The 26,272-nt window shown below is 37.5% G+C and carries 11 protein-coding genes, 15 tRNA genes and 2 rRNA genes; 2 read left to right on the top strand and 26 right to left on the bottom strand.

Translation table 11 applies throughout. The features are described 5' to 3' along the window. Nucleotides 1–131: 131 nt before the first annotated feature. Nucleotides 132–3,782 carry an AAA family ATPase gene (locus NYE52_RS04230; protein WP_341191908.1) on the bottom strand — a complete coding sequence of 1,217 codons (3,651 nt, stop codon included), beginning with the start codon at nt 3,780–3,782 and terminating at the stop codon, nt 132–134. A 1,120-nt stretch (nt 3,783–4,902) separates the two neighbouring features. Here NYE52_RS04230 and NYE52_RS04225 point away from each other — a divergent pair. Together NYE52_RS04225 and NYE52_RS04220 are read left to right on the top strand one after the other, a co-directional pair. After that, nucleotides 4,903–5,199 (top strand): DUF771 domain-containing protein, encoded by a 297-nt coding sequence (locus NYE52_RS04225; RefSeq protein ID WP_341195108.1) that lies wholly within the window; start codon nt 4,903–4,905, stop codon nt 5,197–5,199. A gap of 89 nt (nt 5,200–5,288) precedes the next feature. Beyond that, complete coding sequence (locus NYE52_RS04220; RefSeq protein WP_341191907.1) at nt 5,289–6,392, top strand: site-specific integrase; 1,104 nt, start codon at nt 5,289–5,291, stop codon at nt 6,390–6,392. Nucleotides 6,393–6,574: 182 nt separating this feature from the next. Here NYE52_RS04220 and NYE52_RS04215 read toward each other — a convergent pair whose 3' ends face one another. The 25 genes from NYE52_RS04215 to NYE52_RS04095 all read right to left on the bottom strand — a co-directional run bounded on the left by NYE52_RS04215 (nt 6,575) and on the right by NYE52_RS04095 (nt 26,112). After that, nucleotides 6,575–9,028: a hypothetical protein gene (locus NYE52_RS04215; RefSeq protein WP_341191906.1), complete on the bottom strand. Its 2,454-nt coding sequence runs from the start codon at nt 9,026–9,028 to the stop codon at nt 6,575–6,577. After that, complete coding sequence (locus NYE52_RS04210) at nt 9,025–10,644, bottom strand: hypothetical protein (protein WP_341191905.1); 1,620 nt, start codon at nt 10,642–10,644, stop codon at nt 9,025–9,027. Before NYE52_RS04210 ends, NYE52_RS04215 begins: the two co-directional genes overlap by 4 nt. Nucleotides 10,645–10,649: 5 nt before the next feature. Then, a complete protein-coding gene (locus NYE52_RS04205) occupies nt 10,650–14,021 on the bottom strand; it encodes an AAA domain-containing protein (RefSeq protein WP_341191904.1) in 3,372 nt (1,123 codons plus the stop codon). Nucleotides 14,022–14,296: 275 nt separating this feature from the next. Further along, the gene (locus NYE52_RS04200; RefSeq protein WP_101730513.1) at nt 14,297–14,674 is read right to left on the bottom strand and encodes a hypothetical protein; all 378 of its coding nucleotides are present in this window, start codon (nt 14,672–14,674) and stop codon (nt 14,297–14,299) included. A 40-nt stretch (nt 14,675–14,714) separates the two neighbouring features. Further along, a complete protein-coding gene (locus NYE52_RS04195; RefSeq protein WP_341191903.1) occupies nt 14,715–15,842 on the bottom strand; it encodes a hypothetical protein in 1,128 nt (375 codons plus the stop codon). Between the two features lie 14 nt (nt 15,843–15,856). Then, nucleotides 15,857–16,702, bottom strand: coding sequence for a hypothetical protein (locus NYE52_RS04190; protein WP_341191902.1), 846 nt, complete (start codon nt 16,700–16,702; stop codon nt 15,857–15,859). 1 nt (nt 16,703) lies between these two features. Beyond that, complete coding sequence (locus NYE52_RS04185) at nt 16,704–18,935, bottom strand: dynamin family protein (RefSeq protein ID WP_341191901.1); 2,232 nt, start codon at nt 18,933–18,935, stop codon at nt 16,704–16,706. 247 nt (nt 18,936–19,182) lie between these two features. Next, nucleotides 19,183–21,039, bottom strand: a complete 1,857-nt coding sequence (locus NYE52_RS04180) for an NERD domain-containing protein/DEAD/DEAH box helicase (RefSeq protein WP_341191900.1) — start codon at nt 21,037–21,039, stop codon at nt 19,183–19,185. 343 nt (nt 21,040–21,382) lie between these two features. After that, nucleotides 21,383–21,464 (bottom strand) — tRNA-Leu (locus NYE52_RS04175). 23 nt (nt 21,465–21,487) lie between these two features. Then, nucleotides 21,488–21,573, bottom strand: a tRNA-Leu gene (locus tag NYE52_RS04170). A 34-nt stretch (nt 21,574–21,607) separates the two neighbouring features. Next, nucleotides 21,608–21,681 (bottom strand) — tRNA-Cys (locus NYE52_RS04165). A gap of 10 nt (nt 21,682–21,691) precedes the next feature. Next, nucleotides 21,692–21,766, bottom strand: a tRNA-Gly gene (locus NYE52_RS04160). Between the two features lie 3 nt (nt 21,767–21,769). Continuing rightward, a tRNA-Gln gene (locus NYE52_RS04155) sits at nt 21,770–21,844 on the bottom strand. A gap of 42 nt (nt 21,845–21,886) precedes the next feature. Further along, a tRNA-His gene (locus NYE52_RS04150) sits at nt 21,887–21,962 on the bottom strand. Between the two features lie 19 nt (nt 21,963–21,981). Beyond that, a tRNA-Trp gene (locus tag NYE52_RS04145) sits at nt 21,982–22,055 on the bottom strand. A 7-nt stretch (nt 22,056–22,062) separates the two neighbouring features. Further along, nucleotides 22,063–22,146: transfer RNA gene (locus NYE52_RS04140), tRNA-Tyr, on the bottom strand. Between the two features lie 8 nt (nt 22,147–22,154). Continuing rightward, nucleotides 22,155–22,230 (bottom strand) — tRNA-Phe (locus NYE52_RS04135). A 29-nt stretch (nt 22,231–22,259) separates the two neighbouring features. Continuing rightward, a tRNA-Asp gene (locus NYE52_RS04130) sits at nt 22,260–22,336 on the bottom strand. Between the two features lie 3 nt (nt 22,337–22,339). Further along, nucleotides 22,340–22,413, bottom strand: a tRNA-Met gene (locus tag NYE52_RS04125). A 10-nt stretch (nt 22,414–22,423) separates the two neighbouring features. Further along, nucleotides 22,424–22,499 (bottom strand) — tRNA-Val (locus NYE52_RS04120). Between the two features lie 19 nt (nt 22,500–22,518). Then, nucleotides 22,519–22,593: transfer RNA gene (locus NYE52_RS04115), tRNA-Glu, on the bottom strand. A 14-nt stretch (nt 22,594–22,607) separates the two neighbouring features. Then, nucleotides 22,608–22,699 (bottom strand) — tRNA-Ser (locus NYE52_RS04110). A 4-nt stretch (nt 22,700–22,703) separates the two neighbouring features. After that, nucleotides 22,704–22,778: transfer RNA gene (locus NYE52_RS04105), tRNA-Asn, on the bottom strand. Nucleotides 22,779–22,790: 12 nt separating this feature from the next. Beyond that, nucleotides 22,791–22,907, bottom strand: a 5S ribosomal RNA gene (gene rrf / locus NYE52_RS04100). 270 nt (nt 22,908–23,177) lie between these two features. After that, a 23S ribosomal RNA gene (locus tag NYE52_RS04095) occupies nt 23,178–26,112 on the bottom strand. Between the last annotated feature and the right edge of the window lie 160 nt (nt 26,113–26,272).

The raw sequence follows: 26,272 nt of genomic DNA, 5'->3' as shown, positions 1-26,272 counted from the left end.
CGTTACTTAACATGCATGATAGTTAGTTAGATAATAGTCAATTTACAACAATAAAGGCCTGTATTAGACGAAGAGAACATATCTCATTCTTTGATTATGTACACCTTTGTCTAAACAGACCTTTTTATAAATTAACTATTTTTAATCCATGCTTCAATTTTACTCTCTATTAACGTTGCATCCAAACTACCATCTAATCCATCCTTTGTAATTATCAGGTTTCCATGTGCTTCTGATATTCCAACACTTTCATAATTTGCTCTTTTCTTGTCCCAATCTTTTTCATATGATTTAATTCCTAACATTCCTAGGTGTTCTAAATATGCTGTTTTCCCTTGATAGCGTAAAGTAAAATCAGGTAAATAGGTTTTACCATTAACTTCTATTGGTTTTTCATAGAAATACTCGATATTCATCTTATCTAGTATATTAGCCACTATTACTTCAGACTTAGATCTTACCATTTCACCACGAATTGTTTTATGAATCAATTTTTCTTCAAAGAACCGTTTTTGGTTATTTGATTCAATTTCAATGATATTTGGAGCCACAAATAAATCCGTATAACGTTGTTTCGTATCCGAATGCCAGTCATTGGCATACTTAATTAATTCTTGAATCGGCAAATCACTTATTACAGTTAGTCGTTCTTTTTGACGAGAAAACGCAGTATACAAAAGTTCTTTTGTAATAATTGAACTTTTACCGTTAATGATTACGATTGTTTTGCCAAAACCTGAACCTTGTGACTTATGAACGGTAAGAGAATATGCAAGTTCTAGTTTAGAATCGCTATTTTCTCCACCAAAATCCCTTTTTGTATACGAGAATAACTTTCCTTCAAATGAGCCGAAACGAAAACTATATGAGGCAGGATAATCACCATTCTTTTTGGCTCTGCTTAAAATCCCAAGTTCACCATTTGCTATATATTCTTCTGTTTTATCCCAGGCTTTTCTAATTTCATTTCTATTCGAAATAACTTTGTCACCTAAAACAATATTTTGAACAGATTGCGGTTTATATTTATTTCTCTTTTCCCACTTTTTCCAGTTTTCAACTATTTCCTGTCGATATTTCTGATGGATTTGGTTATTTAAATAATAACTTCCTGCCCCAATATATTTAGTTGGTGATAGGACTTGCCAGTCTTCGATATGTTTACCAGTATTATATTTTGTATAAATACCGTTTTTCTCCGCACCTAAACTTTTATTGAATCCATCAATATCATCTTCAGTAGTCATGTCATTGATTTCAACCAATTCCTTAAAGAACACTTTTTCTAATTCGTTTAAATCGCTGTATTGAATATATTTTAGGCGGTCATCTGTTTCATTATTTTGAATACGATAAATTACATCTTTATCCAACAAATCCAAATTAGAGAATATTTGAGCAAAGGATAAATCATCGCCACCGGAACCCTGTCTCATCTCAGTTTTCAGTGTTGCGACCTTATCTGGGTCTTCCATCTCTAAGTAATTTATCAAATCAACAAATGGTCGTCCTGCTCCTATTGGTGGTAATTGATTGGGATCCCCTACAAATATAATTCTCTCAGCATGTGAATCCACAAGTTTGAGTATGCCAGCGAACATATCTTCTGTCAGCATTGAACTTTCATCGATAATCACTGTTTTGGAAATACTTGAACTAGGTCGAGTAGGCATCTTATAAGTCATTGTGTCCCAGCTGAAACCGTTAGAACGAATTAGGAATTGTGCTACTGTCATAAACTCTGCCTCAATACTATTGTCCCTAAATGAATTCTCCAGTTGAACTCTTGCCTTCCCAGTGGGAGTTAATGCTAATACCCCACCAGACTTTACTTTTTTTGAGGATGCAAAGATTCCCAATGTTTTAGTTTTACCAGTCCCAGCTCTTCCTAGTAAGATAGATATCTTAGATGATTCGAGAGTTCTTAATGCTATTGCCTTTTCATTACGTGCTCGTTCATCATTTTCTTCATTGTTTTCTTCAAGTTCCCCAAATTTATTGTCAATAATTTTTCTCCAGGTTTGATCATTCGTCAAACGATTTTCTAAACGACTATTTACTATCTCTCCTACTAATTGTTTATATTCTTGATATTCGATGAGTTTGATGTAGGTGTTTTCCTCATCAACGTATAAGTCACCATCCTGTAAGAACTCTACGACACCTATAATTCTTTCTGTTTGATAATCCGTTCTTTTATCTAATGGTAACTTGTTAATTTCTTCAACAATACGGTCAAAGCTTAGTAAAGTATGGCCTTCATTTGCAGCATGAACTAATACAAAAATTACCATCGCCCTAAAACGACGTTTATCACTTTCCGTTCTCATTTTGGTTGGTTTCTTTAGAGGATAATTATTTTCCACTAACGGATTAACAAACATTGCATTGTCTATCTGAGAAATTGTAATTTGATGAATGTCCTTTTCTTTTCGTGTTAGTTCGTATAATCGGTATGGATTTTCAATTATCTCAACTGCATTATTTTTCAGTTTACCCCAAGCAAAAATAGCTTGTTCAACAGAAAGATTCAATCGAGACAAAAGTTCAAAATAACGAGTTTTGTTTTCATCTTTAAGTAAACCAAAAAACTCATCCTCTTTGTCAGCTAAGCTGTCATCTAGATTTTCGTTACCCGTTTCTTTATCACCTAAAAAGTATAACTTCAACTCAGAAATTAAGTCGTTTTCAGAGGTATCAATATGTTTAGCAACATCGAAACCATATCTAACACCGAAAGCTGATAAAATTGAACCTAATCCTGGATAAATACCACGTTGATTCCAAACATTTTTTAATTGCTTATCAATATATTCAAGTTGTACATTAACCCATTCATGATTAGCTTCTTTTAGCTTAAGCTTAGCAATATTTTTTAGTGCAGTTTTCATCTGATTTAATACATCAATAGCTGCATCATAGCTAACCCATTCAGCTGCATAGGAGAATTCATCCCGAAAACCTGCTGGTTCAAAAACTGTGACACTCGTTACATCAAAATCAGGATGTTTTTTTGCGAAATCTGAAATTTCTAGATACGGCATTAAAAAGCCATCTTTACCGTCTACTCTAATTGAGTGAGCTGCATTTGTCTCCCAAATATAGTTTTTTTCATCACTGCTTCCATCAGACACATATTCTCGAAGTTCTACATTTGATATGATACTTCCTATTCCCGCAATTACACGCCTATTATCATCGATAAAAGGCACTTGTTTGTAATAAGGGAAAATTAAGGTTTTTTGCGGTTTAATTCCAGAATAGAAGTAATCGAAAATTCCTTTTTGAGATTCCCCATGTGACACCCAGGAACTTGGCCAGCTCAGCATTTGTTCTGTTTTGTCTAAATCAAAATAAAAATTGTAATAATTTTGTTTTTCTTTAGCTTTGTCCTTTAATGTCCATGCAAAGGGGCGCAATAAAAATGAATATGGGTCCATTTCAAAAGAGGTTTCTTCAAAATGCTTGAATTTAGCATTTCCCTCTTTATACGGATGCTTCATTTTAATTTCTAATTTGGTATCACTCATGAACGCCGCGTTCTCTGTGATCCAGTCTTGCATTTTTACTGCTCCTACTTCCTCGTAACTTTTACCTTTATTTTCTTCCTCAAACTCCAAGTCCCGGGATGTTGCAATATTAGGGATTACTTGAGCAGCTACATTATATCTAGGGTTGTTATCAATTCTCCCAGTAAAATCGTTGTCCTTCCATGGAATTCTGGTTGAGAAGTGTTGTACATATTTTGTTTGTGGATTATCTTTTTTTTCTTGACCAATCATTTGTATCTCCTCCTAAAAGTCTACCAATAGAATGCCGTTATTGTAATGAACACTATTGTTAGATTAGTAATTGCTGTACGTATAGTAAAACTTTAATAAACCTTAGTAACGGTTCTAATGCTGCTAATTTGCGAACCAACTATATTTTTATGTGGTACATTATCAATATCAATTCCTGATTTTGGATAATCTGCTTTCTTACAAACTTTGTATACATTACCTTGACGTAATTTGTTGTGCTTCGAATAAAACAAATGACTTTCAATTCTTCTTTTCGGTGTTGCACATTACCCCTTATATATTACTTTATACTTCTCCCCTACGACCCAAGTGCACTTATTTTCATTAAATTTATAATCTGTAATAGTGAATTATTGGATACAGATCTTTTAGACTTATGCCTTTTTTGTTCCGATTTTAAATAACAAGAAAATTCATTAGCAAATTTCACCTTTAATTTACAAAGTCATAAATCATTGGATTAATATTCAACGTTTCCACCTACTAATAATCTATAAATAAGACACAACCTATAGTATCTATATTTTGATTATACAATAATGCATTATTACTAGTTACCAAACGATTTACTATCCTGTACTAGTAATATAAGACACCCCCTCTTAGGAGTAGGAGAATTTTAATACTTCAAAATTAGAAGCATCAATAGTTAATTATTATCAAAAAATTTTTTTTTACTTGCTGCTTTTGATGTAACAGTGATTTATACCATCTTTAATATAGAGTATGTTTACAAACTTGGATAATTCAGATGCGTTTACTCTAACTAGTAGATATACTGGAGTTTATACAGTTTTAGAATATTCTTGCAATATTTTATAATATCCCCTACCCCCACGAAAATTTTCCAATCTTCTAATTCAATATTACTATTAATACATAAATATATTAATCATTAATGTTAGAGATATTTCCATTATTTGGCCCAAATAATTTCTATTATCCTACCGATAACCAAGTATCTTTGATAAACATTTTCAACCAGGAGGTGAACAGAATGGCAACAGAAATTGCAACTGTATATCAAGATAATCAAAGTAAAAATCATCTTTTCTACCATCAAAAGGAACCTAGTTACGTTCAAGCACTATCAGTAAATATAAACATTCCTATCCCTTCAGATTCCGTAATTATTTCTAAAATCGAGTTACAAGAACTGAAAAAACTTCAGTTAACAGGAGTCTACTGGTCTATGAAAGACCTTGAGAATCGAGTGAATAGAAAAAGCGAATGGATCAAAGAAAATATACTTTATCCAACAAGTTTCAAGAAAATACTAGATGCAGAAAACGGTGGATTTGTATTCTATCCAAAAAGCAAAGGACAAACCTGGTCATTTCAAGCATCAAAGATGGCAAAGTTTTTAGATGAAAACTTCGATCGGATTTTTGCTTAAAAAACTACTAATATACTGAATTACCAAGCACACCTTTTATATCGTGCTTGGTTAAACCCCAAACAACATTAGAAAGGTGACATCATAGAATGGCGAGTATACAAAAACGGGGTAAAACCTATCAATTTACTGTAAGTCATATGGTGAAAGGTGTTTCGAAGCTGATACGAAAAGGTGGATTCAAAACCAAAAAGGAAGCACAAATTGCAGCAGCAGAAATTGAGGCAAATCTAGCAAAAGGGATTTTACCACATTTGAAGCAGATGCCTTTTGATGATTATTTTGAAAAATGGATGACATTATATAAATCTAATTTAACAAATACCACCAAACTTCATTACGATTATACTTATAGAGTTATTAAAGATTATTTTGGCGGCAAACCACTCCAGGAAATCAAACGCCATGACTACCAGCTTTTTTTAAATAACTTTGGAGCTAATAAGGCTAAAGAGACTGTTGAGAAAGTGAATATCCATATTCGATCGTGCGTACAGGATGCGATTGAAGAGCAAATTATCCTACATGATTTCACAAGGAAAGCCGTACTCACCTGGAGCAATCCTGCGAAGAAGCCAGAAGAAAAGCATTTAAATTATTTTGAAACTAAAATATTACTAGAAACGATTTATAGTTTGTTAGGTGAAGGGCTAGGTTATTATCTAATTCTATTAGGATTAACTTCTGGAGCGAGGTTTGGCGAGTTAGTGGGATTGACAAGAAAGGATTTTGACTTTAAAAACAACACAATAACCATTAACAAAACATGGGGTTATGCGAAAAGACATCCTGAAGGTTTCGGTCCAACGAAAAATGAAGCATCCAACCGTACAATCAAACTAGATAAAAAGACAATGAATGCATTTAGAAGGCTTTTCGAGACTATTACACCTAATCTATATGGATTAGTCTTTTATAGCCCAGAGTCAAAGTACAGAGTAATTAGCAACACCAACGCCAACAAGCTCTTACAAAAAACTTTACAAGAACTTGGTATCGATCCAATCACTATGCATGGGTTAAGACACACTCATGCAAGTATTCTACTATATAGGAAAGTTGACATTAATTACGTTAGCGAGCGTTTGGGTCATAGCACTATCGAAACGACTTATAAGCACTATTCTCACGTGCTTAAGGAATTGCGCGAGGAAGAGGAGAAACTAACGATTGAAACTTTTGAGAATATGTAATATTACTACAGTTACTTTTTTAATCAGGTATTTCAAATAAGTTAGAGAATTGAAATACTTTCCTGAAAAACAAAAACAAAAGCCCACCTATATTGAGCTTTTGTTTTTGTTATAATACTAATTCAATCAATGTAAGCTAATAAAGTATAATCTGACCTCGGCACTGTTACACTTTACATTCTTTACCCCAATACCAATTCAGCCTGCAGTCTGACTGCTTCTTCTTCTCCAGCGCTTAGTTGCTGCTGATTGGAGATAGCTAGTTTTCGTGTTTTTCCAACTTTGTATAGCTTCCCAACGTGAGGTAGCTTCTCTTTTGGTAGGTTTAGGGTAAAGTTTGTGGAGAATGGGAGTTTTTGAGCTTCCTTGCTGCTAGGTGAATAGTTAAATTCTTCCCCTAATTTCTCCAATCTTTTTTCATTTTGTGATAATTCTTGATTAGCCTTTTGAATTTCTTTGTCTAGTTTTTGTAGCTTAGTCTTCTCTTCTTTTTTATTTTCCGACCCTTTTTGCTCTAGCTGCGTTAATTGGTGATTTAATTTATCTTTTTCTTCACACAGTTCTTCATACTGCTTTAAAATGTCTTCCTTATCAGAAGGTATTTCTTCTCTTAACTCTACGTGTGTAGCAATTTCCTTCTTCACGTATTTCATCTTTTCTTTGCCGTCTTTAATATTATTTGAATCTAAGATCGACTTCAAAATATCAAGTTTACCGATACTATCAAATTCACCTTTTAAATAAGGTTCAACCTTGTTCGTAAAATACTTTTTCTTTTCGGCATTCTTTAACTTCTGAAATCCTTTAATTCTCTCATCTAAATTTGCACAAACCTTGAGCACCACATCATGAACATTTTTCAACGAAAGAGCTTCTTGTTCCTCCACTGCTATTAACGACAGTTTTTCTTCAAGGTCCTGTATTTCAAGCTTATATAAACTGATTTCATCCAGTAATTCTGGGGCAACTTCATTCATTTGCGATTCTACTTCACTATATTCATGTTCTAAAGCTTTCAACGCAGCTTCTTTATCCTGTTTTTCCTTTAATACTGTATTTCTCTCTTGCTCCCATTTTTCTTTTTTCTCGTAGTAATCTTGTTTTTCCTTCAACTCTAATTGCTGTTCCAACAACTTTGAAGTGTACTGCTCTATTTTCTTTAATAGTTCATCGGCAGCTGACCATTTGAAGATCCCTTTGTCCATCTCTATTGTTGCTGATTCCAGGCCTTGGATAATCTTTTCTACATCAACCTTGTCGTCTTTTTGGAAAAGTCTACCGAAAATGGATCCGAAAAATGCTTTCTTTTCCTTACCTACTGTTTTTGCGTACTCAAGAACTTGTTCGACATATTTTTTTAGTTTTGTAGTTTCTTTTTCCCACTGATCATATAAGGCATCTTGCTTGGCGTTATCATCTAACACAGGCGGAATTAACTTCCATCGATGAATGGTAGTCATTGCTAATTCGTCTGATTGCTTTTTCCCCGGCTTATGAGCTCCCTCGAAAAAGGCCCGCAATGTGGGAGCAACAATTTCGCCGTAATCCACTGTTGTGAACTCTTCAATTTCTTTTTCTTTAAATTGTTTATTAAAATGGTCGATGAATATTTTTCTGGTTTGAATCTCTCCAAGTCGTATTTCTTTACGAAAGGACCACATATTTGGTTCCAGTCGATTTAGTCGGTTAATAAAGTCTTGAACCGCCTTGGGACTCAATGATATTCCCGCTTCATTATGCCCGTCTAAAGTACCACTTAACAATAATCCAGCATCATTATCCGCCAATACAAAGAAGTTGTTTAAATGTTCGACTGCCTTCACAACCACATTCTCGTTATCTCGAAATTCCTTTAAAAAATCGTGCTCAACATGTAAACCAGTATACAGTGTTATGGAGACTCCCTGCTCTGCCTTTAGGTACAAGGTAGCATATAGAGCATCTAACTCATTATATTTTGAAAGTCCAATCTGAAGACTTCGATTTGCTTGCAGGATGATCTCTTCCAGTTGCGAGCGTAAATAGTGAGAATTTCTACTATTATAGTAAAAGCCCTCTGGATCGATTAACGGATAGATGTCAAACGGTGGTGACAATTGTTGACTGTTCCTCTCCATTTTACTATCACGATATTCTTCCATCGATGACCAAAACCTGCTAAGAAAATAGTGATAGGCCTCCTTCAACTGAGTGCCATCAAACGGAACATAAAAATGAGTTCCGTTTTTTACCGAATTAAAACTATTGAAAGAAAACAAATAGCCACTTTTTGTCGTAAGCTTTGGGTCAATAAGGAGTATATTTCCAACAACATGTTCATCGATTCGAATGATTGCCTTATTATTGATAAAACTTGCATACAGATGATCGAATTCATTTAACAATAAATAAACCCGTACTCCTCGTTGAGCGAGCCTAGGAATTTCTTGTAAAATTTCCTTTGGGAGTGGGACGTTGCTACTCAAACAAACAACATCTGTTGCTTCTCTTAATTTACTGACAACAACATGAATTAATTGTTCCAAATCCGCGTCCAAATCATGTGCACTTTGTTTTTCCCAAATGTTGTGTAGAACTTTGTCGGAATTATCTTGTCTTTCCTCAATCTGCTTCATATGGAGAGTAGCTGTTGTCATAGGTAGTACACCTCTTCCATCATACTCAATTGTTCATTTAATTTTTGCGGAAATACTTCCGGTAAGATTTCCATAAAGGAAATATCTTGCCACGAACCACGTGTATGCTCATTTGCATCAAAAATTCGTTCAAATCGACATTGGTCAAGCTCAGCAGTCATTTTATATCGATGCCAATTGCCATTTGCTTTAAAAGCAAAATAACGATCATGAGGTGGAATACTTCCAACATAGACATTATCGTAGCTTTCCACCTTAATCTCTTTATCTTGGAAGCTCACACCATGTTTCGTTACGAGCAATACATTTTTAACACCTTTTGCTTTAAAAGCTTTTACAAACAACTCAAATTTTCTTACTTGCGCTGGATTTTGAACAAATTTGGACGAAAATACAAGTGTGTCAGGTACTTCATAACCAACTAATTCGTCAATTAATTCCAGCATAGAAAACTGCATTCCTGCTGCAAGGTCCAATCTCTTATTCCGAACAATAAACTTGTCATCCAATTCAAGGAACAAATCAATTGGGGCCTGTAAGTTCCAAAATGCCTGATAATCTTCTTTGTGTCTGACCTCATCTAAAATATCGCTAATTGTAATGCCATCAAAGACATACTCATAACTACTAAATGCTGTCTCAGCCTTTAATCCTTCTAAAAATGAGTAAAGCTCTGTTTGATTTTTATACCCTTCTTGAAGAAATGTTTTCGCTAATGCAATCACCCATTTTTTCGCTTCGACGGCATTGAGCGGTCCGATTGGAATCATATTTATTTCAGATGCACCAAAACCTCCAAATCGTCCAGCTTCACCCCAATCTGGGACTTTTAATGAAGTGGTTAATGTCGAAAGTTCCTCCTCTGTGACCATGTCAAATGGAACTAGAAGGATTCTTTTTCCCTCATTCCATTCCATTTCTTTCTTTTTTACTTTTTGAATAATAAGACTAATAAATTGATAGGGATCAATATACGTCTTAGCGACGATCTCTTTATTCGGGAACTTTTGGGTTCGTCCATTATTTCGTTTTCCCAATTCTCCTGATAAAAACATTCTTGATGGGTTTTCTCGGGATAAATCAATCTCCCATTCTAGTTGGTATTTACCACTATCTTCTTCTATATACGCCATCTTACTCTGCCCATCAAAACCTTTTATTTGAAAACGATGCGAGTTAATGACAGAATCATACTTCTTTTCTTGAAACAATTTTACGTCTATATAGGCAGTCTTATCATTCATGATCTTGGAACTGCGCTCAAAATGGAGTAAGTAATTTTCCAAAAGGGAATCTTCAATGTAATAAAACTTATACTGACCTTTCTCTTCAATCGGCACTTTTCCCGTTTCCACGACTTTGTTACCTTTCGTCGAAATGAGTCCATGCGGATGGATAAAGCCTGTACTCTTTAAATGATTAATTACACCTTCTGCAACAAAATCGGGTACGTTTCCCATCATCGTTTTCAATTTATCGACAGAAGCGAGTCCGCCATTTTCTTTTAAAAATGCAAGCAATTCTACTATATCTGGACGATCCGGAGAAAACCATTCCATGGTTAGGATGGCCTCAAATGATTTCACTCCACCTGATCGTTTAAGGGTCATCTTCATCTATTTCACTCTCCTAACTCTTTTTGACTTATCGTCATTTTCGTCGCTTCCCTCGGTAAAAGCCTTAATTGTTCGGATTGCTTATTATTTAGGAAAAACTGATATTTACCCACAATAACACGCTGGTATCTTGCACGTGTAATGGCTACATTTAATCGATTCGGATTATCCATAAAGCCGATTCTGTCAGTTCGAACCATTGATAGGAATGTGATATCCGCTTCCTGGCCTTGGAATTTATCCACTGTATAATTTTTAATTTCAACATTTCCGATTGAAAAATTAGCCAGCCTATTTTTTTGTCCCGTTAATTTCTTTAGTTCATCTGCCATAGCTTTTCGTTGGCCATTGTAAAAAGTTATACATGCTACTTCCCAGATTCCTTTATCATGTTCATCATTCTTATGGGTAGCCGCCCATTTGATAAATTCTCTTAGTTCTTTCATAATCGCTTGCACTTCAGCTTCATTCGTAGAGCGCTTGTTTTTACCACTAACATCTAACCATATATTTCTATTCTGATAACGATTGTACGTCCATTCACGCTTGTACCTCGTATAGGATGAATCGCGAAGTGCCTCATTGTTATAAAAATAGGATCTTGGAAATTGAGAAATTTCCGGGTGCATACGATGTTGATAGTCTAAAGATACGAATCGATTTTGTTTTTCTTCCATATTGAAACCAGAATTTAAGGTCGTTTCAAGTGACTGATCTCTATTCTTCCCAACCCCATCCTGAAGGGCTTGCAAGATAGATGGCAATGCAATGTCACCTACTGTTTCAATATCTTTTAAAATATGAGCAGCTGCAGTGTTAGGCGAAAGTAATTCTAGATTCCTCTTTAAGTTTTCTCTCGTTCGCGAATTGTCTACATTCTCCAACTCAAAAGAACGAACTAATCTCCATCCATATTCTGATGCCCATGTTTTTTCTTTTAAAAACTTCTTTTGTTCACTGAAAAAATCGATTGCCAAAGCTTCACGTTTTCTGCTTGACTTCCAAGTATATTGCAATGACTGATGTAATTCTTGAGGGTGACGAGAATAAAAAGCATTCACTTGATAGTGATTAGATGAATTTTCCCAATCATCTTTGATTACAACCATATTCGTTGGAATCTGATTTTCAACAAGTGAATATAATTTTTCACTTACAAAAATCACCTCAGCGCCTTGCATACTCCAGACAATCGGATTTTTCTTTTTTATATCCATTTGGGAAATGCCTACGAAAGAAATAGAGTCAACAGTCGGATTCTCATCTATAACAACAACCCTTTTCTTCATATCGTCTGGGTCAGCCACTGCCAGCTCACTTTGAATATTTTTAATTACATCATCCTGTAAAACGAGACAAACAGGCATTCGCACTCTAAAATCATGGATATATTGATAAATGAGAAGACATGCTTGCTTTAAAGCAGGTGATAATTTTTCGTCATCATCGATTGCAGCATTCACATGTTCACGATCATTAAAGGGCGGTAATTGCTTAATATCCCCAACAAGGATCCAACGCTTCGCGAATAGAGCAGGAATTAAAAACTCTTGGAACGTTGTTTTACTAGATTCATCAATAATTAAGTAATCATATTTAGGAACAGGCGGTTCATCACCGTTAAGATTAAATAATGGATGTTTCAAGATTCCAAATGTGGTTCCACAAACTAGATTTGCCGATTCAATTAATACATCACGGAACTTACTATTTTCATAGTTGTCCATCGTGAATTCTTTAATTTTCTCGCTAATTGAATCTTGTTTTCCGATCCGTAATGGAAAAATTCCATCTAACAAATTCTTCTCTTGTAGCCTTTCTAACACATTATCAAGCGAGACATGTGTTGAACCACATAAAAGAATTCGTTTACCCCGTTGAATTAATTGAACAATTAATTCAAGAATGGTTGTTGTTTTCCCTGATCCTGGTGGACCTTCTAACAGTGCAAAATCGGGTGTTGCGAGTGCTTTTGAAACAAAGCTTCTTTGCGCTTGAACACCTTCTCTAGTATGGTCGGTCAATACTTTCCATTCTGTAATGGTTTCAGGTGTAAAGGACTTCCATACCTTTTCTCTTTCTTTTCTTCTCGATAGATCAATAAGTGGCTTTTGATCTGTTAAAGGTACTCTTTTTAGCTTTTGTATCGCTTTTCGTTGCATTTCTAATTGATACGTATTTACCCGAATGGAGAGGACTTCAGGTATATCACTAAATTTAAGTGTCGTTCTATCGTGCCTACTAATGAATAGGATTCGCTCATCTGGAAGAACCTTTTCAATTTTCAACCTCACTTGCTTTCCGTCGAGTATCCCTTCTAATTCTTCCGTGTCTTGATCAAAGAAGTAATCAACATTCGATTTAGAGAATGACTCATCATCTTCCTCTTCGTCTATTAGTCGTATCGCTAATTGGCCTTTCCTTGAACTACTCTTTTGATCATATTTCGATATTTTAAACATGTCGATCCCATTTTCCGGATCCCTATATATATGATCGTTAGATAAGCCGGAAACGTTACTTAATGTTTCAAATGAATCTCGATTATGCTCTATGGCGATTTCTACTCCATTGACATGAATCTTCTTTGGGATTGGAATCGTTTGAATTTTAAAATGAACGTCTATACCACCATGGGTGATTTTTTTAGGTTTTGGAAAGCTTTGCGAAACGTACAGTGCATTTCCGTTTCTTTCAAGGATTGGAATTCGCTCACCTTTTTCGTTGAAATAAAGATCCCCCGACAGATTTGCTATATGCCAATCTGATTGGTTCATATAAAGTCCATTAATATAAAGATCTTCATCTTCATTGATTTCTCCCTTTATTTCAAAGGAATATGAACCTTTTTTCTCGTTATATGTTTTCCCGCTTAACGTCAGGTGATGACCGTTTTGGGAAATATCCTTAATCTCAAAAGGGGTAATAGTCGCGATGCTACCGTTACTCGTTAGCGCCTGTTTTTCCCCATTATAAGCAGAGCTATCCGTGATTCGTAATAAATGACGTGTGGAACTGATCGAAATAAGCTCAAATTGAGTAGGGAGAAGTGGCATAAAATTATTATCTAGACGAATCCCGCTTCCTGGTTCGAACGGAACATTGTTTTCTACATTTAATTCTAAGTAGTTTTCATCCATAAAAACTTCTAACACCGATGATGTGCTCAGGGTAATTTGATAGCATAAAGGATCAATGATTAGTTTAGTAGGGTCTTCTACTGTATCCCATTTTGCCCTTACATGCTTTTTTTCTCGTAGCGCTTTAATCGCTAGTGTCAAATAACGTTCAAACTTTCTCATATTATCGTCAACAGCCGTTACCATATTATTAGCTTTTCTAGAATCATCATACAAAGCTTTATAGTATAAATTCATTTTCTCAACCCCCGCAACAATACCTGGTCATACAGATTAACTCAGTCATTCATGTATATCCGAAAACCTCTTTTACTTTCTTGTTACAAATGTACTATTAAACAACTCGAATCTTTGTCGAATTTTGCAAAAAAACTAAAAATTTTGTAGATTTCTCAAAAGAGATTTTTATGTTTCATAACTTAAGTACTTTATTTTGTATTACAAATACATTTATTATTTGTATGGTCCATTAATTTAAAAGAATAATTAAATTCAACCTACATTTTTAACCCTTACGAAATAAGCATTCCAAGAAATTCATCGAAAGAATTTGCGAGTAATTTCGGATCCCATTTTTCAACTCCATGGACTGCTGTGTAAACCTTCTCTCCCTTCAACAGAATTGGGTCTCCTTCTCTTGAAGCAAATACAAATGTATCCCTTGGTAGGTCATATTCGTTTTGTAAGTTGAGGAGGGATGATGCTGGATAGAACTTGATTGATGTAAAATCTTCCTGCGTCACTTCGACATCAATAGGATTAGCATACTTGTAAAAGTCATGTAAAATTATTGGTATATCAAAGTCTTCAACTCGGTCAAGCTCACCAAATTCGTTACGTGAATCTTGCAACTTTACTTTTGTAATAAAATCATTGTAAATCAAATCCACACTACCTTTCTCCATATTTCATCATAGCCATAAATCAAGTCTAAAAATTTGGCCGAAGCTTATGAATAGTAAAAAGACGTATTTTCTCGTAGAATTGTTTATCTAGTTGCATTTTGACGAACTGATAAAATACCATCGATAAACCGATACCAAGTGATAATATTAAGCCTGCGTGTCCACCCCAAATCCCCTGTGCAACAATAGATAAAAACAGGATACCTAATGAATAACCTAATGTTTTACCTACTTGCTTGAGAGCAAATGATGTGGCGTGACCTTTCCATTTTAACTTGACAAATACCCATGTACTGAAAACAATTGTTGAAACGGCACCTACAACTGCCATATTGCACATTTTCACAAGGTTTTCAGTCAAAGTAAATCCAAATCTTTCAGTAGCAATTTGAGCAAGAACAGTAGTAGCGGCTTCACCAATTCCACGTACTAGGCCATGATTAATAACTGCTAATACGGAAGATTCAGCTCCTGTCTTAAGACCAACTCCTGCTGCCTCCATTACCGACTTAACAGATACACCTTGTTTAGCAAGAGTTGTTACAGCACCTATTGTAAACCCTATACCTAACCCAATTGCTGCAGCTAAACCGATTCCAGTCAATTCATTTTTATTGATTCGTTTATTATTTATGTCTTCAAGACGAGAGTTTCTATCGATGAGGTCACCCTCAGTAGGATTTTTCCAATTTCCGTTATGCGCAGCAAGGTGCTCCTCTTTATTTTTCATGAATTTAATATTGTCAGGGTTCGCTTGCTGTGATGTATGTTCACCAACTGAGTTTATATGATGACCCTCTGCTCCTCGCACTCGTCCCCTATCGAAAATCTCCTGCATTTGTGCATCTGTCCAATCTCTAGACCCTTTACCCCCCATCTGAATCTCCGCTTGTTCGTACTTCCAGGCCATGTATACACCTTGATTGCGGAGTGAGTCATCTCCTGGTGGTAGTGAACTCACTCTCGACTGTAATTCTTGCCGTTTTTCATTCAGACTTGTAAAAATTCGTTCAAATTGCTCATTATAGGCATTCGTTGTTTTGATAGTTCCAAATGTATTTGAACTTTGAAGTGGCATAACAAACAAATTAGTATTCACAAAATGTGGGGAGTGACTTAATCCGTTCGTTATGGACTTTCTACTCTTAAACATAAGCCACCTCCTTGTTAGTTTGCTTTTTCCAATTCAATTGCAAGCTCAGTTAAATTGTATTTACCTTCTTCGTCTAATTTACCAAAGATATAGGAGTAAACATGATTATAGTAAATTATTGTTTCATTTAATAAACGCCCAGCATCATACGAAAATAATCGGGTTCGCACGAGTCTTTTAAGCTCTAACATACTTGTTTTATACTTATCCTCATTTTGCTTAAATTCATTAAAAACCTGATAAAAATCACTAACGGCCTTCTTGTTATATTCTTTTACCTTGACCTTCTCAAACTCATTAAGCTTTTGGTTAATAATGTTCGGATAATCCATAGTTAGTTCCTTATACAATTTCTCATCCATCTCAGTTAGAAAACTTACATCTATCTGTTCTTCTACTACTTTTATTTTTTCTAGGAGAGTATTAAACTCCTGTTGATTTCTACTTTTTCCTAGTGCAAATTTGTACTCCGTAAGCTTGAGAATAAGTTCCGATTGTTCCTTTTTAGCATCTTCCACTCTTCGATCTATTTGAATTTGTTCTATGCGAGTAATTTCATTTCGAATATTATCTACTTCGTTTTGGCAAGCATAAACCATTTCTATTACATCACTTGTTAATAACGCATTTTCACTAAAAAAAATGACTGCAGAGAAAGCTTGCTCTAAAAACAATTTTCGTGTTGGTATATCTAAATTCCAGTTGGCAATTTTTATACTGAACTCATAAAATGTCTGAAAAACATCTCGATTTTCTATATTTTTATTAAAGATATTTTTGATGAGTAAGTTTGCTTGCCATATGTCATTTTTGGTAAGAAATTCCTGAAAAAGTGATAATTGCTCGTCAATCGACATCATCTTACATCCCCCTTAATGCCATTGTAGACTCCGACAATGGCATTTCTTCCAAAAAACTTTGAAGACGTTCTGCTTTAAGAATGCTTGCCTTTATATCTTCAATGCTAGAAGAATTAACCATTTCATTTAAACCTTCTACATATTCTTTCCACTGTGCTTCTAAATGATCGGCAGCGGCATTGAAGGCGGATTCTGTATCATCCCAAAACTTTTCAATCTCGGTGACAAACTGGCCAAATGCATCTTGCTTTGAATATTCCTTAACAAGTTTTTTAGCAATTCCTTTTTGCCATCCTCCTGATGCAAATGCAAACACGGATAAACCAACAATAACTGCTAACGCAATTCCTAACGTTATTGGACCACCAATAGCTGCAACCAATGAGGCCGCACCTGCTGTTCCCCCTGCTACAGAAATGCCTAGAGCAGATAATACACTAACACCTTTTGCTACAAGGATATAAGCACCTAAGTTCCCTAAAGTTGATGCCCAAATCGCAAGACCACCGAATGTAGCCAAACCCGCTAGCCCACTTGCAAAAATTTTCACTGTATCAAATGGGATATTGAAACTTTTTAATTCGCTCTCTAATTTATTGATTTGCACATTAAAGTTTTGGAGGTAATTATCAATCACGTTGTTTAGCTTTTCCGACTTACCCTTTAAAATAGTCTGTAATTTAGCTTGCAGTTTACTACTCAAATATCCTGCTAATAATTCCATATCTTCCTTTTTCTTTTTGTACCTTTTTTCTTTAATAATATCTACGATGTTATCTATCGATATCACTGATGTATATTTTGTTTCAAAATCACTAACTGACTCTTTTTGAAGAGTTTTAATACTGTTTAACACGGTTTCACGTGCTTTTTCGTTTTCATTTACACGTGTTGCTTCATTATTTATGATTTCATCTAATAATCTTTTATATTTTTCTCTTTCTTTAAGAATATCCTCGTACTGATTAATTTCTCTTTTAAGATCTAGCTTAAGGTCATCTATGTGCTTCTTGATTGCATCAATTGCATTTCGATTAATTATTGATGGTAGTTTTTCTAAAATTTCTCTGACTTCATTTTCAAAGGGCTCTCGTAGATAAGGCTTATCTGTTGTATATGTAAAAAAGCGCTTACGTAATACAGGCTCTGTGTGAACATAACCAGACTGCTCTTCACGATTCTCCCATATTTCTTCAGGTACTAGGTTATATAAACGCTTAGACCCGGCATCTAGAATATTCTCAAGCTCGGATTTATTACCGTTATCAACTGTGTGTGCTTGCGAAGCAATAACAAATAGATTATTGAGTGGGTTCAACCCATTCCCCCTATTTTCAATTACAGGTAAGGAATTTAATGTCGATTTGATAAATTCAATATCCGCTGCTCGTAAAAATCCATTTGCAATTGACATATAGACAACTATATCCGCGAATTCTCTTGATTTTTGAGCCAAGATATCATCATTTCTTCTATCACCTGTTCCAAAACCAGGTAAATCCACAATGTCACAAATTTGCAAAATTGAACTATCTACAAATACTACTGCAGCAGAAGCCTCTTCAATATCATACTTATCCCCTTGGCGTGTTCCGTACTCACCTAGAATCGAAGCAGGTCCACTTGCGATCCTCCATTTTTTACAATAAGTTTCATCATACAGTTTCTTTGTGTCAAAACCGCTCTTATCTCCTGTAAAAATCCATACTTCATCATCAATAAATGATGGGCGGTCATCAACGTGCTTGATATGTACGCTCACCGAAGTTGTTGGTGTCCATGATGTCGGCATTTTATCGTTACCTAATAAAGAGTTTATCAATCTACTCTTTCCAGCATCTGACATACCAACAATTGCCACAGTGGGTTTAACTATGGTTGTTTGAATCATTCTTTCTAGATCTAGAACTAACTTCTCATATTTTATTTCTTGATTAAGTGGTAAGTTTTCTGCTTTAGTTTTTAAATAATTGAGCAAGGTCTTTTTAATAAATGCAGAAGGTTCCCACGTATTTTCTACTTGAAGTGCTTTTGGAAGTGATTTTTTATACCCTACTAATTCATCTAGTGTCGTTCCAGTTACTTCTGCAATTTTTAAAAGCATGCTGAACTCTATTGTTTCCGGTGTTTTCTCCATTCTTGACACATAATCTTGACGAACCCCAATCAGCTTAGCAAATTCCTCTTGCGTCATTTTTAAGACATTTTGTCTAAAATCCTTTAAATCAAACATAATGGTATAGTAACCCCTTTTCCATAATTTAACTAAGAGTATATTTGTATAGTAAAATAGTCTTAGAGGAAAGTCAATTCCGAAATATGCGAAATTGCATATTTTTATGATTTTTTCGGTAATAATAATACCTGCCCCACAATTGGCGACAGGCATTATTGTTTAAATAGTTTAATATCAAATAATATTTCATCATTATTTGGAACTTATTGTTGGCATCAGTATTTTGAAAAGAACTACTAATTTCCTATTCTCCATTAAAATGAGGAGCTAACCAATTAAAATCTGGACAATTATTAATACATAGGAAACTTCTTGAATCTGAAAATGCATTCACACGTGTAATCGCTATGAACAAAGCATTTTGTAGTTCCTCTTTCCTTTTCAAATCATCTCCTATACCCTCTAAAAGTAAAATAATATGTGAACTTTCCCAACCTTTATAGCTATGATAACTACAAACCTTCAAGCGTCCCTTACCAGGTTGAAATTTCCATTTTTCATTCCGTCTCTCGTTATAATCTTTTTGCCCAGATAGATCATATACATGAGAAGTCTTTACATGTAAGCTTTCAAAATAATTTACCAACTCAATTCCCGTATCCTCTTTCATTGTAATAACAGTTATATCTTCTAATGTACTGATACCCTCTGATAATATCGTTCTTATGTGTTGATCGACCACATAAGCCCTGTTCTTGTCAGCGGATACATTTTTCCAATTTATTCGGGTAAATAAATCTTGTTGAGAATTCGTTGTTATGATTTTTTCACTATTTTCCATGTTAAGCAGATTTCTAATAATATCAATCTGTGAAACTATACTCTGTGGAAGTCGATGGGATATTTTCAAATGACCAAGTTGTCCTTTAAAACCGATGCCTTCTATTTGATTTGGGTCTGTTATCCATAAGCTCCGTTTATAAAGATCTTGTGCTTGATCAAAAAAAACTAATAATTCTCCTCTACTAGTATAGAATTGTTTCAGGAAGCGTATCCAGCCTCCATTAAAATCTTGTCCTTCATCAATCAAAATAGAATCATAATTTAGATGTCCTGGAAAATTAACATTTATTTCATCACAAATCGTATTCATTACATTATTAGTATACTTTTCAAGGTCACCATTGGGAGCCGAGAGCTTTAATTCGGCTAATAAGATTTTTAGAAATCCATGAAAATGTGCAATGGTTAAATTTGTTTTTAATAATCTTCTATTTTCATGACCATGCTGCTGACTACATAAATCTCTAATATAGTGTCTTAGTGTAATATTAAATGTTAAAATAAGTACTCGTTGCCCATTCTTTATTGCTTCCGTTGCTTTGGTAGCTAATATCAATGTCTTTCCTGAGCCAGCAACTCCACTCCATCTCCTGATACTTCCACTTTTCAATTCAACCAAACGCTTTTGCTCTGTAGTCAGAGTTATTGGTTGTTTTCTTTCTCTTGCATAATCACTGGGTCTCAAAACATTTTCTAGGTTTTTTACTAGCTTCTGTAGCGTCTGTTCATTATCTTTAGCGAATAAAGATCTTTCATAGAATAAAAACTTTGGATAAATATAATTATCTTTTCTTGGATGGGAAGTTTTAAATAAATAGTCCAATTCATTTCTTGTCCAAATTAAGCAATACTTGTGGTTTGGATTACCACAAAACTCTATAGCCCTTTCTCTTGAAGCTATATGAAAGTAAATTACAGTAGATACCATTGCAGCTGAAATATCAGGATATTTTTCATTAGCATTTAAAAACTCATCTAATTCATATTTAAGAATCATATCCTTATATGCGCGCACTTGGGATATTGGATTTTTATTTATATATTTCCCATTAGTTCCAAGTACCTTTCCATCATTGCTATATGCAGGTGATTGTAAATGCCAGTCTTTTACCTCAACTATTATTACTCCTTTTTCAGGATGTAATAGAATAAAATCAGGATGCATTGAATTAATAATAGGTTGTTCGTAAAGTGTCCAACCGTCAAAAATATCTGAAGAACAGATTCTTTCTTTAAAATACTTTTCTCCTTCTTCTAAAGGTTCTCGAGTGTTTGGATTTTCAATTACTCTTACACCTTTGCGATTCCCAATAATCAATATAATACCTCCAAACTTCACTTCAACAATTCAATAGCAGTTCATTCATTTCACTTATATTCATTAGTATAAATTACCTACTTATTTCCAGTTTACCATTTAAATTATATTTACTCATTTAAATAAATGAAAATTTCAATATACATATATATCTTCATACTGTAACAATAGAAAAATAATGTCATGTGTGAAAATTATTCGTGTAAAAAATGTGTAAAATGATTTCAAATCCTACCTACTTCAGCCGTTTTCCCCACAAAACAAAAAACACTCACAAACATTGATATATCAACATTTGCGAGTGTTTAATCGTTTCTTAAATTAACTCGTTTTCACCTAAAGATACCGGTGGTCGGGGTCGAACCGACACTCCAGAAGGAACACGATTTTGAGTCGTGCGCGTCTGCCAATTCCGCCACACCGGCGCGTTTATAATTTGTTTGGGTAATGCCGAGGACCGGAATCGAACCGGTACGGTAGTCACCTACCGCAGGATTTTAAGTCCTGTGCGTCTGCCAGTTCCGCCACCCCGGCATGATATGTAACAAATATAAATTATAAACGATTATGGAGGCGGCAACCGGATTCGAACCGGTGGTAAAGGTTTTGCAGACCTCTGCCTTACCACTTGGCTATGCCGCCATAATATACTTGGAGCGGAAGACGGGATTCGAACCCGCGACCCCCACCTTGGCAAGGTGGTGTTCTACCACTGAACTACTTCCGCAAATGGCTGGGCTAGCTGGATTCGAACCAACGAGTGACGGAGTCAAAGTCCGTTGCCTTACCGCTTGGCTATAGCCCAATACTATTTATATGCAATAAAATAAAAAAAGTGTCAAAAAAATGGGGCGAATAATGGGAATCGAACCCACGAGTGTCGGAGCCACAATCCGATGCGTTAACCACTTCGCCATATCCGCCATAATATTTAATGAAAATTGGCAGGGGTAGTAGGAATTGAACCCACACCAAAGGTTTTGGAGACCTTCGTTCTACCTTTAAACTATACCCCTGTATAGATGGTGGAGGGGGACGGATTCGAACCGCCGAACCCGAAGGAGCGGATTTACAGTCCGCCGCGTTTAGCCACTTCGCTACCCCTCCGACATAAATGGTGGCTCAGGACGGAATCGAACCGCCGACACAAGGATTTTCAGTCCTTTGCTCTACCGACTGAGCTACTGAGCCATTATTTATTGCTATTGATTTTTTAAAAATGGCGGTCCGGACGGGACTCGAACCCGCGACCTCCTGCGTGACAGGCAGGCATTCTAACCAACTGAACTACCGGACCAGATTGCGGGGACAGGATTTGAACCTGCGACCTTCGGGTTATGAGCCCGACGAGCTACCAGACTGCTCCACCCCGCGATAATAGTAATGGTGGAGGATGACGGGATCGAACCGCCGACCCTCTGCTTGTAAGGCAGATGCTCTCCCAGCTGAGCTAATCCTCCATAATGTAATGATATGTCTTGGTGACCCATACGGGATTCGAACCCGTGTTACCGCCGTGAAAGGGCGGTGTCTTAACCGCTTGACCAATGGGCCATATAGAAAGTTAATGGCGGAGAGCAAGGGATTTGAACCCTTGAGACAGGGTTACCCGCCTACACGATTTCCAATCGTGCTCCTTCGGCCACTCGGACAGCTCTCCAATATGGCTCCGCAGGTAGGACTCGAACCTACGACCGTTCGGTTAACAGCCGAATGCTCTACCACTGAGCTACTGCGGAATAATATGGTATGCCTGGCGACGTCCTACTCTCACAGGGGGAGAACCCCCAACTACCATCGGCGCTGAGAAGCTTAACTTCCGTGTTCGGTATGGGAACGGGTGTGACCTTCTCGCTATCGCCACCAGACTTTTCTCAAGACATATTTTATTATACATGTTTTTGAGATTTTTTCAAGTATAATTTCGAAAAATTATTCCCTGAAAACTAGATTATGAAGTAAAAGAAAGAATTGAGTAATCATTATTGTCCAGCTCTAACGCCTATCGCCTAGCAAACTTCCGATCATCTCCCTACGATAAGTCAACATCGATTCACTTACGTTCATCGTGTTTCCTTTATCTCAGTCGAAGCTCTTCCAGTTTGTACGCCGATAAACAGGCGTTTCCGCTTTTCGTTTTAGTTAAGTCCTCGATCTATTAGTATCAGTCAGCTCCACATGTCGCCACGCTTCCACCTCTGACCTATCAACCTGATCATCTTTCAGGGATCTTACTAGCTTGCGCTATGGGAAATCTCATCTTGAGGGGGGCTTCATGCTTAGATGCTTTCAGCACTTATCCCTTCCGCACATAGCTACCCAGCGATGCCTTTGGCAAGACAACTGGTACACCAGCGGTGCGTCCATCCCGGTCCTCTCGTACTAAGGACAGCTCCTCTCAAATTTCCTACGCCCACGACGGATAGGGACCGAACTGTCTCACGACGTTCTGAACCCAGCTCGCGTACCGCTTTAATGGGCGAACAGCCCAACCCTTGGGACCGACTACAGCCCCAGGATGCGATGAGCCGACATCGAGGTGCCAAACCTCCCCGTCGATGTGGACTCTTGGGGGAGATAAGCCTGTTATCCCCGGGGTAGCTTTTATCCGTTGAGCGATGGCCCTTCCATGCGGAACCACCGGATCACTAAGCCCGACTTTCGTCCCTGCTCGACTTGTAGGTCTCGCAGTCAAGCTCCCTTGTGCCTTTACACTCTACGAATGATTTCCAACCATTCTGAGGGAACCTTTGGGCGCCTCCGTTACTTTTTAGGAGGCGACCGCCCCAGTCAAACTGCCCACCTGACACTGTCTCCCACCCCGATAAGGGGTGCGGGTTAGAATGTCAATACAGCCAGGGTAGTATCCCACCAATGCCTCCACCGAAGCTGGCGCTCCGGCTTCCAAGGCTCCTACCTATCCTGTACAAGCTGTACCAAAATTCAATATCAGGCTGCAGTAAAGCTCCACGGGGTCTTTCCGTCCTGTCGCGGGTAACCTGCATCTTCACAGGTACTATAATTTCACCGAGTCTCTCGTTGAGACAGTGCCCAGATCGTTACACCTTTCGTGCGGGTCGGAACTTACCCGACAAGGAATTTCGCTACCTTAGGACCGTTATAGTTACGGCCGCCGTTTACTGGGGCTTCAATTCAGAGCTTCGCGCGAACGCTAACCCCTCCTCTTAACCTTCCAGCACCGGGCAGGTGTCAGCCCCTATACTTCGCCTTGCGGCTTCGCAGAGACCTGTGTTTTTGCTAAACAGTCGCCTGGGCCTATTCACTGCGGCTCTCTCGGGCTTTAACACCCAAAAGAGCACCCCTTCTCCCGAAGTTACGGGGTCATTTTGCCGAGTTCCTTAACGAGAGTTCTCTCGCTCACCTTAGGATTCTCTCCTCGCCTACCTGTGTCGGTTTGCGGTACGGGCACCATAAATCTCGCTAGAGGCTTTTCTTGGCAGTGTGGAATCAGGAACTTCGGTACTATATTTCCCTCGCCGTCACAGCTCCGCCGTATGGTAATGGGATTTGCCTCATTACCGGCCTAACTGCTTGGACGTGCTAATCCAACAGCACGCTTACCCTATCCTCCTGCGTCCCCCCATTGCTCAAACGATTTAAAGGTGGTACAGGAATATCAACCTGTTGTCCATCGCCTACGCTTTTCAGCCTCGGCTTAGGTCCCGACTAACCCTGAGCGGACGAGCCTTCCTCAGGAAACCTTAGGCATTCGGTGGATGAGATTCTCACTCATCTTTCGCTACTCATACCGGCATTCTCACTTCTAAGCGCTCCACCAGTCCTTACGGTCTAGCTTCAACGCCCTTAGAACGCTCTCCTACCACTGACATCATAGATGTCAATCCACAGCTTCGGTGATACGTTTAGCCCCGGTACATTTTCGGCGCAGAGTCACTCGACCAGTGAGCTATTACGCACTCTTTAAATGGTGGCTGCTTCTAAGCCAACATCCTGGTTGTCTAAGCAACTCCACATCCTTTTCCACTTAACGTATACTTTGGGACCTTAGCTGGTGGTCTGGGCTGTTTCCCTCTTGACCACGGATCTTATCACTCGTAGTCTGACTCCCAAGAATAAGTATTTGGCATTCGGAGTTTGTCTGAATTCGGTAACCCGATGGGGGCCCCTAGTCCAAACAGTGCTCTACCTCCAATACTCTAAATCTTGAGGCTAGCCCTAAAGCTATTTCGGAGAGAACCAGCTATCTCCAAGTTCGATTGGAATTTCTCCGCTACCCACACCTCATCCCCGCACTTTTCAACGTGCGTGGGTTCGGGCCTCCATCCAGTGTTACCTGGACTTCACCCTGGACATGGGTAGATCACCTGGTTTCGGGTCTACAACCACATACTATTTCGCCCTATTCAGACTCGCTTTCGCTGCGGCTCCGTCTTATCAACTTAACCTCGCATGTAATCGTAACTCGCCGGTTCATTCTACAAAAGGCACGCTATCACCCATAAAAGGGCTCTAACTACTTGTAGGCACACGGTTTCAGGATCTATTTCACTCCCCTTCCGGGGTGCTTTTCACCTTTCCCTCACGGTACTGGTTCACTATCGGTCACTAGGGAGTATTTAGCCTTGGGAGATGGTCCTCCCTGCTTCCGACGGGATTTCTCGTGTCCCGCCGTACTCAGGATACACTCAAGAGGGAACGAAGTTTCGACTACAGGGTTTTTACCTTCTACGACTGACCTTTCCAGATCGATTCGTCTACCCCGTTCCTTTGTAACTCCATATAGAGTGTCCTACAACCCCAAGAGGCAAGCCTCTTGGTTTGGGCTAATCCCGTTTCGCTCGCCGCTACTCAGGGAATCGCGTTTGCTTTCTCTTCCTCCGGGTACTTAGATGTTTCAGTTCCCCGGGTCTGCCTTCAGTACCCTATGTATTCAGGTAAAGATTCTATCCCATTACGGATAGAGGGTTTCCCCATTCGGAAATCTCTGGATCAAAGCTTACTTACAGCTCCCCAAAGCATATCGGTGTTAATCCCGTCCTTCATCGGCTCCTAGTGCCAAGGCATCCACCGTGCGCCCTTTCTAACTTAACTTAGTTTCGACCAAAGATAAGCGGCGTATCTCTTCGTCAGCTCTCTCACTCTGCTCCTCACGTACTAGCGTACGCTCCGGTGCTCGCTCGGTCGCTTCCTTGACCTACTTGCTTCTCTTTGCTCTCAAATCTTTGAATGAGTATTCGATTAATACGATTAC

The organism is Niallia sp. FSL W8-0635, assembly GCF_038007965.1.
In the GTDB taxonomy this organism is placed as follows: domain Bacteria; phylum Bacillota; class Bacilli; order Bacillales; family Cytobacillaceae; genus Niallia.
The sequence above is the reverse complement of the archived record's forward strand: the minus strand, read 5'-3'. Positions and strand labels throughout refer to the sequence as shown.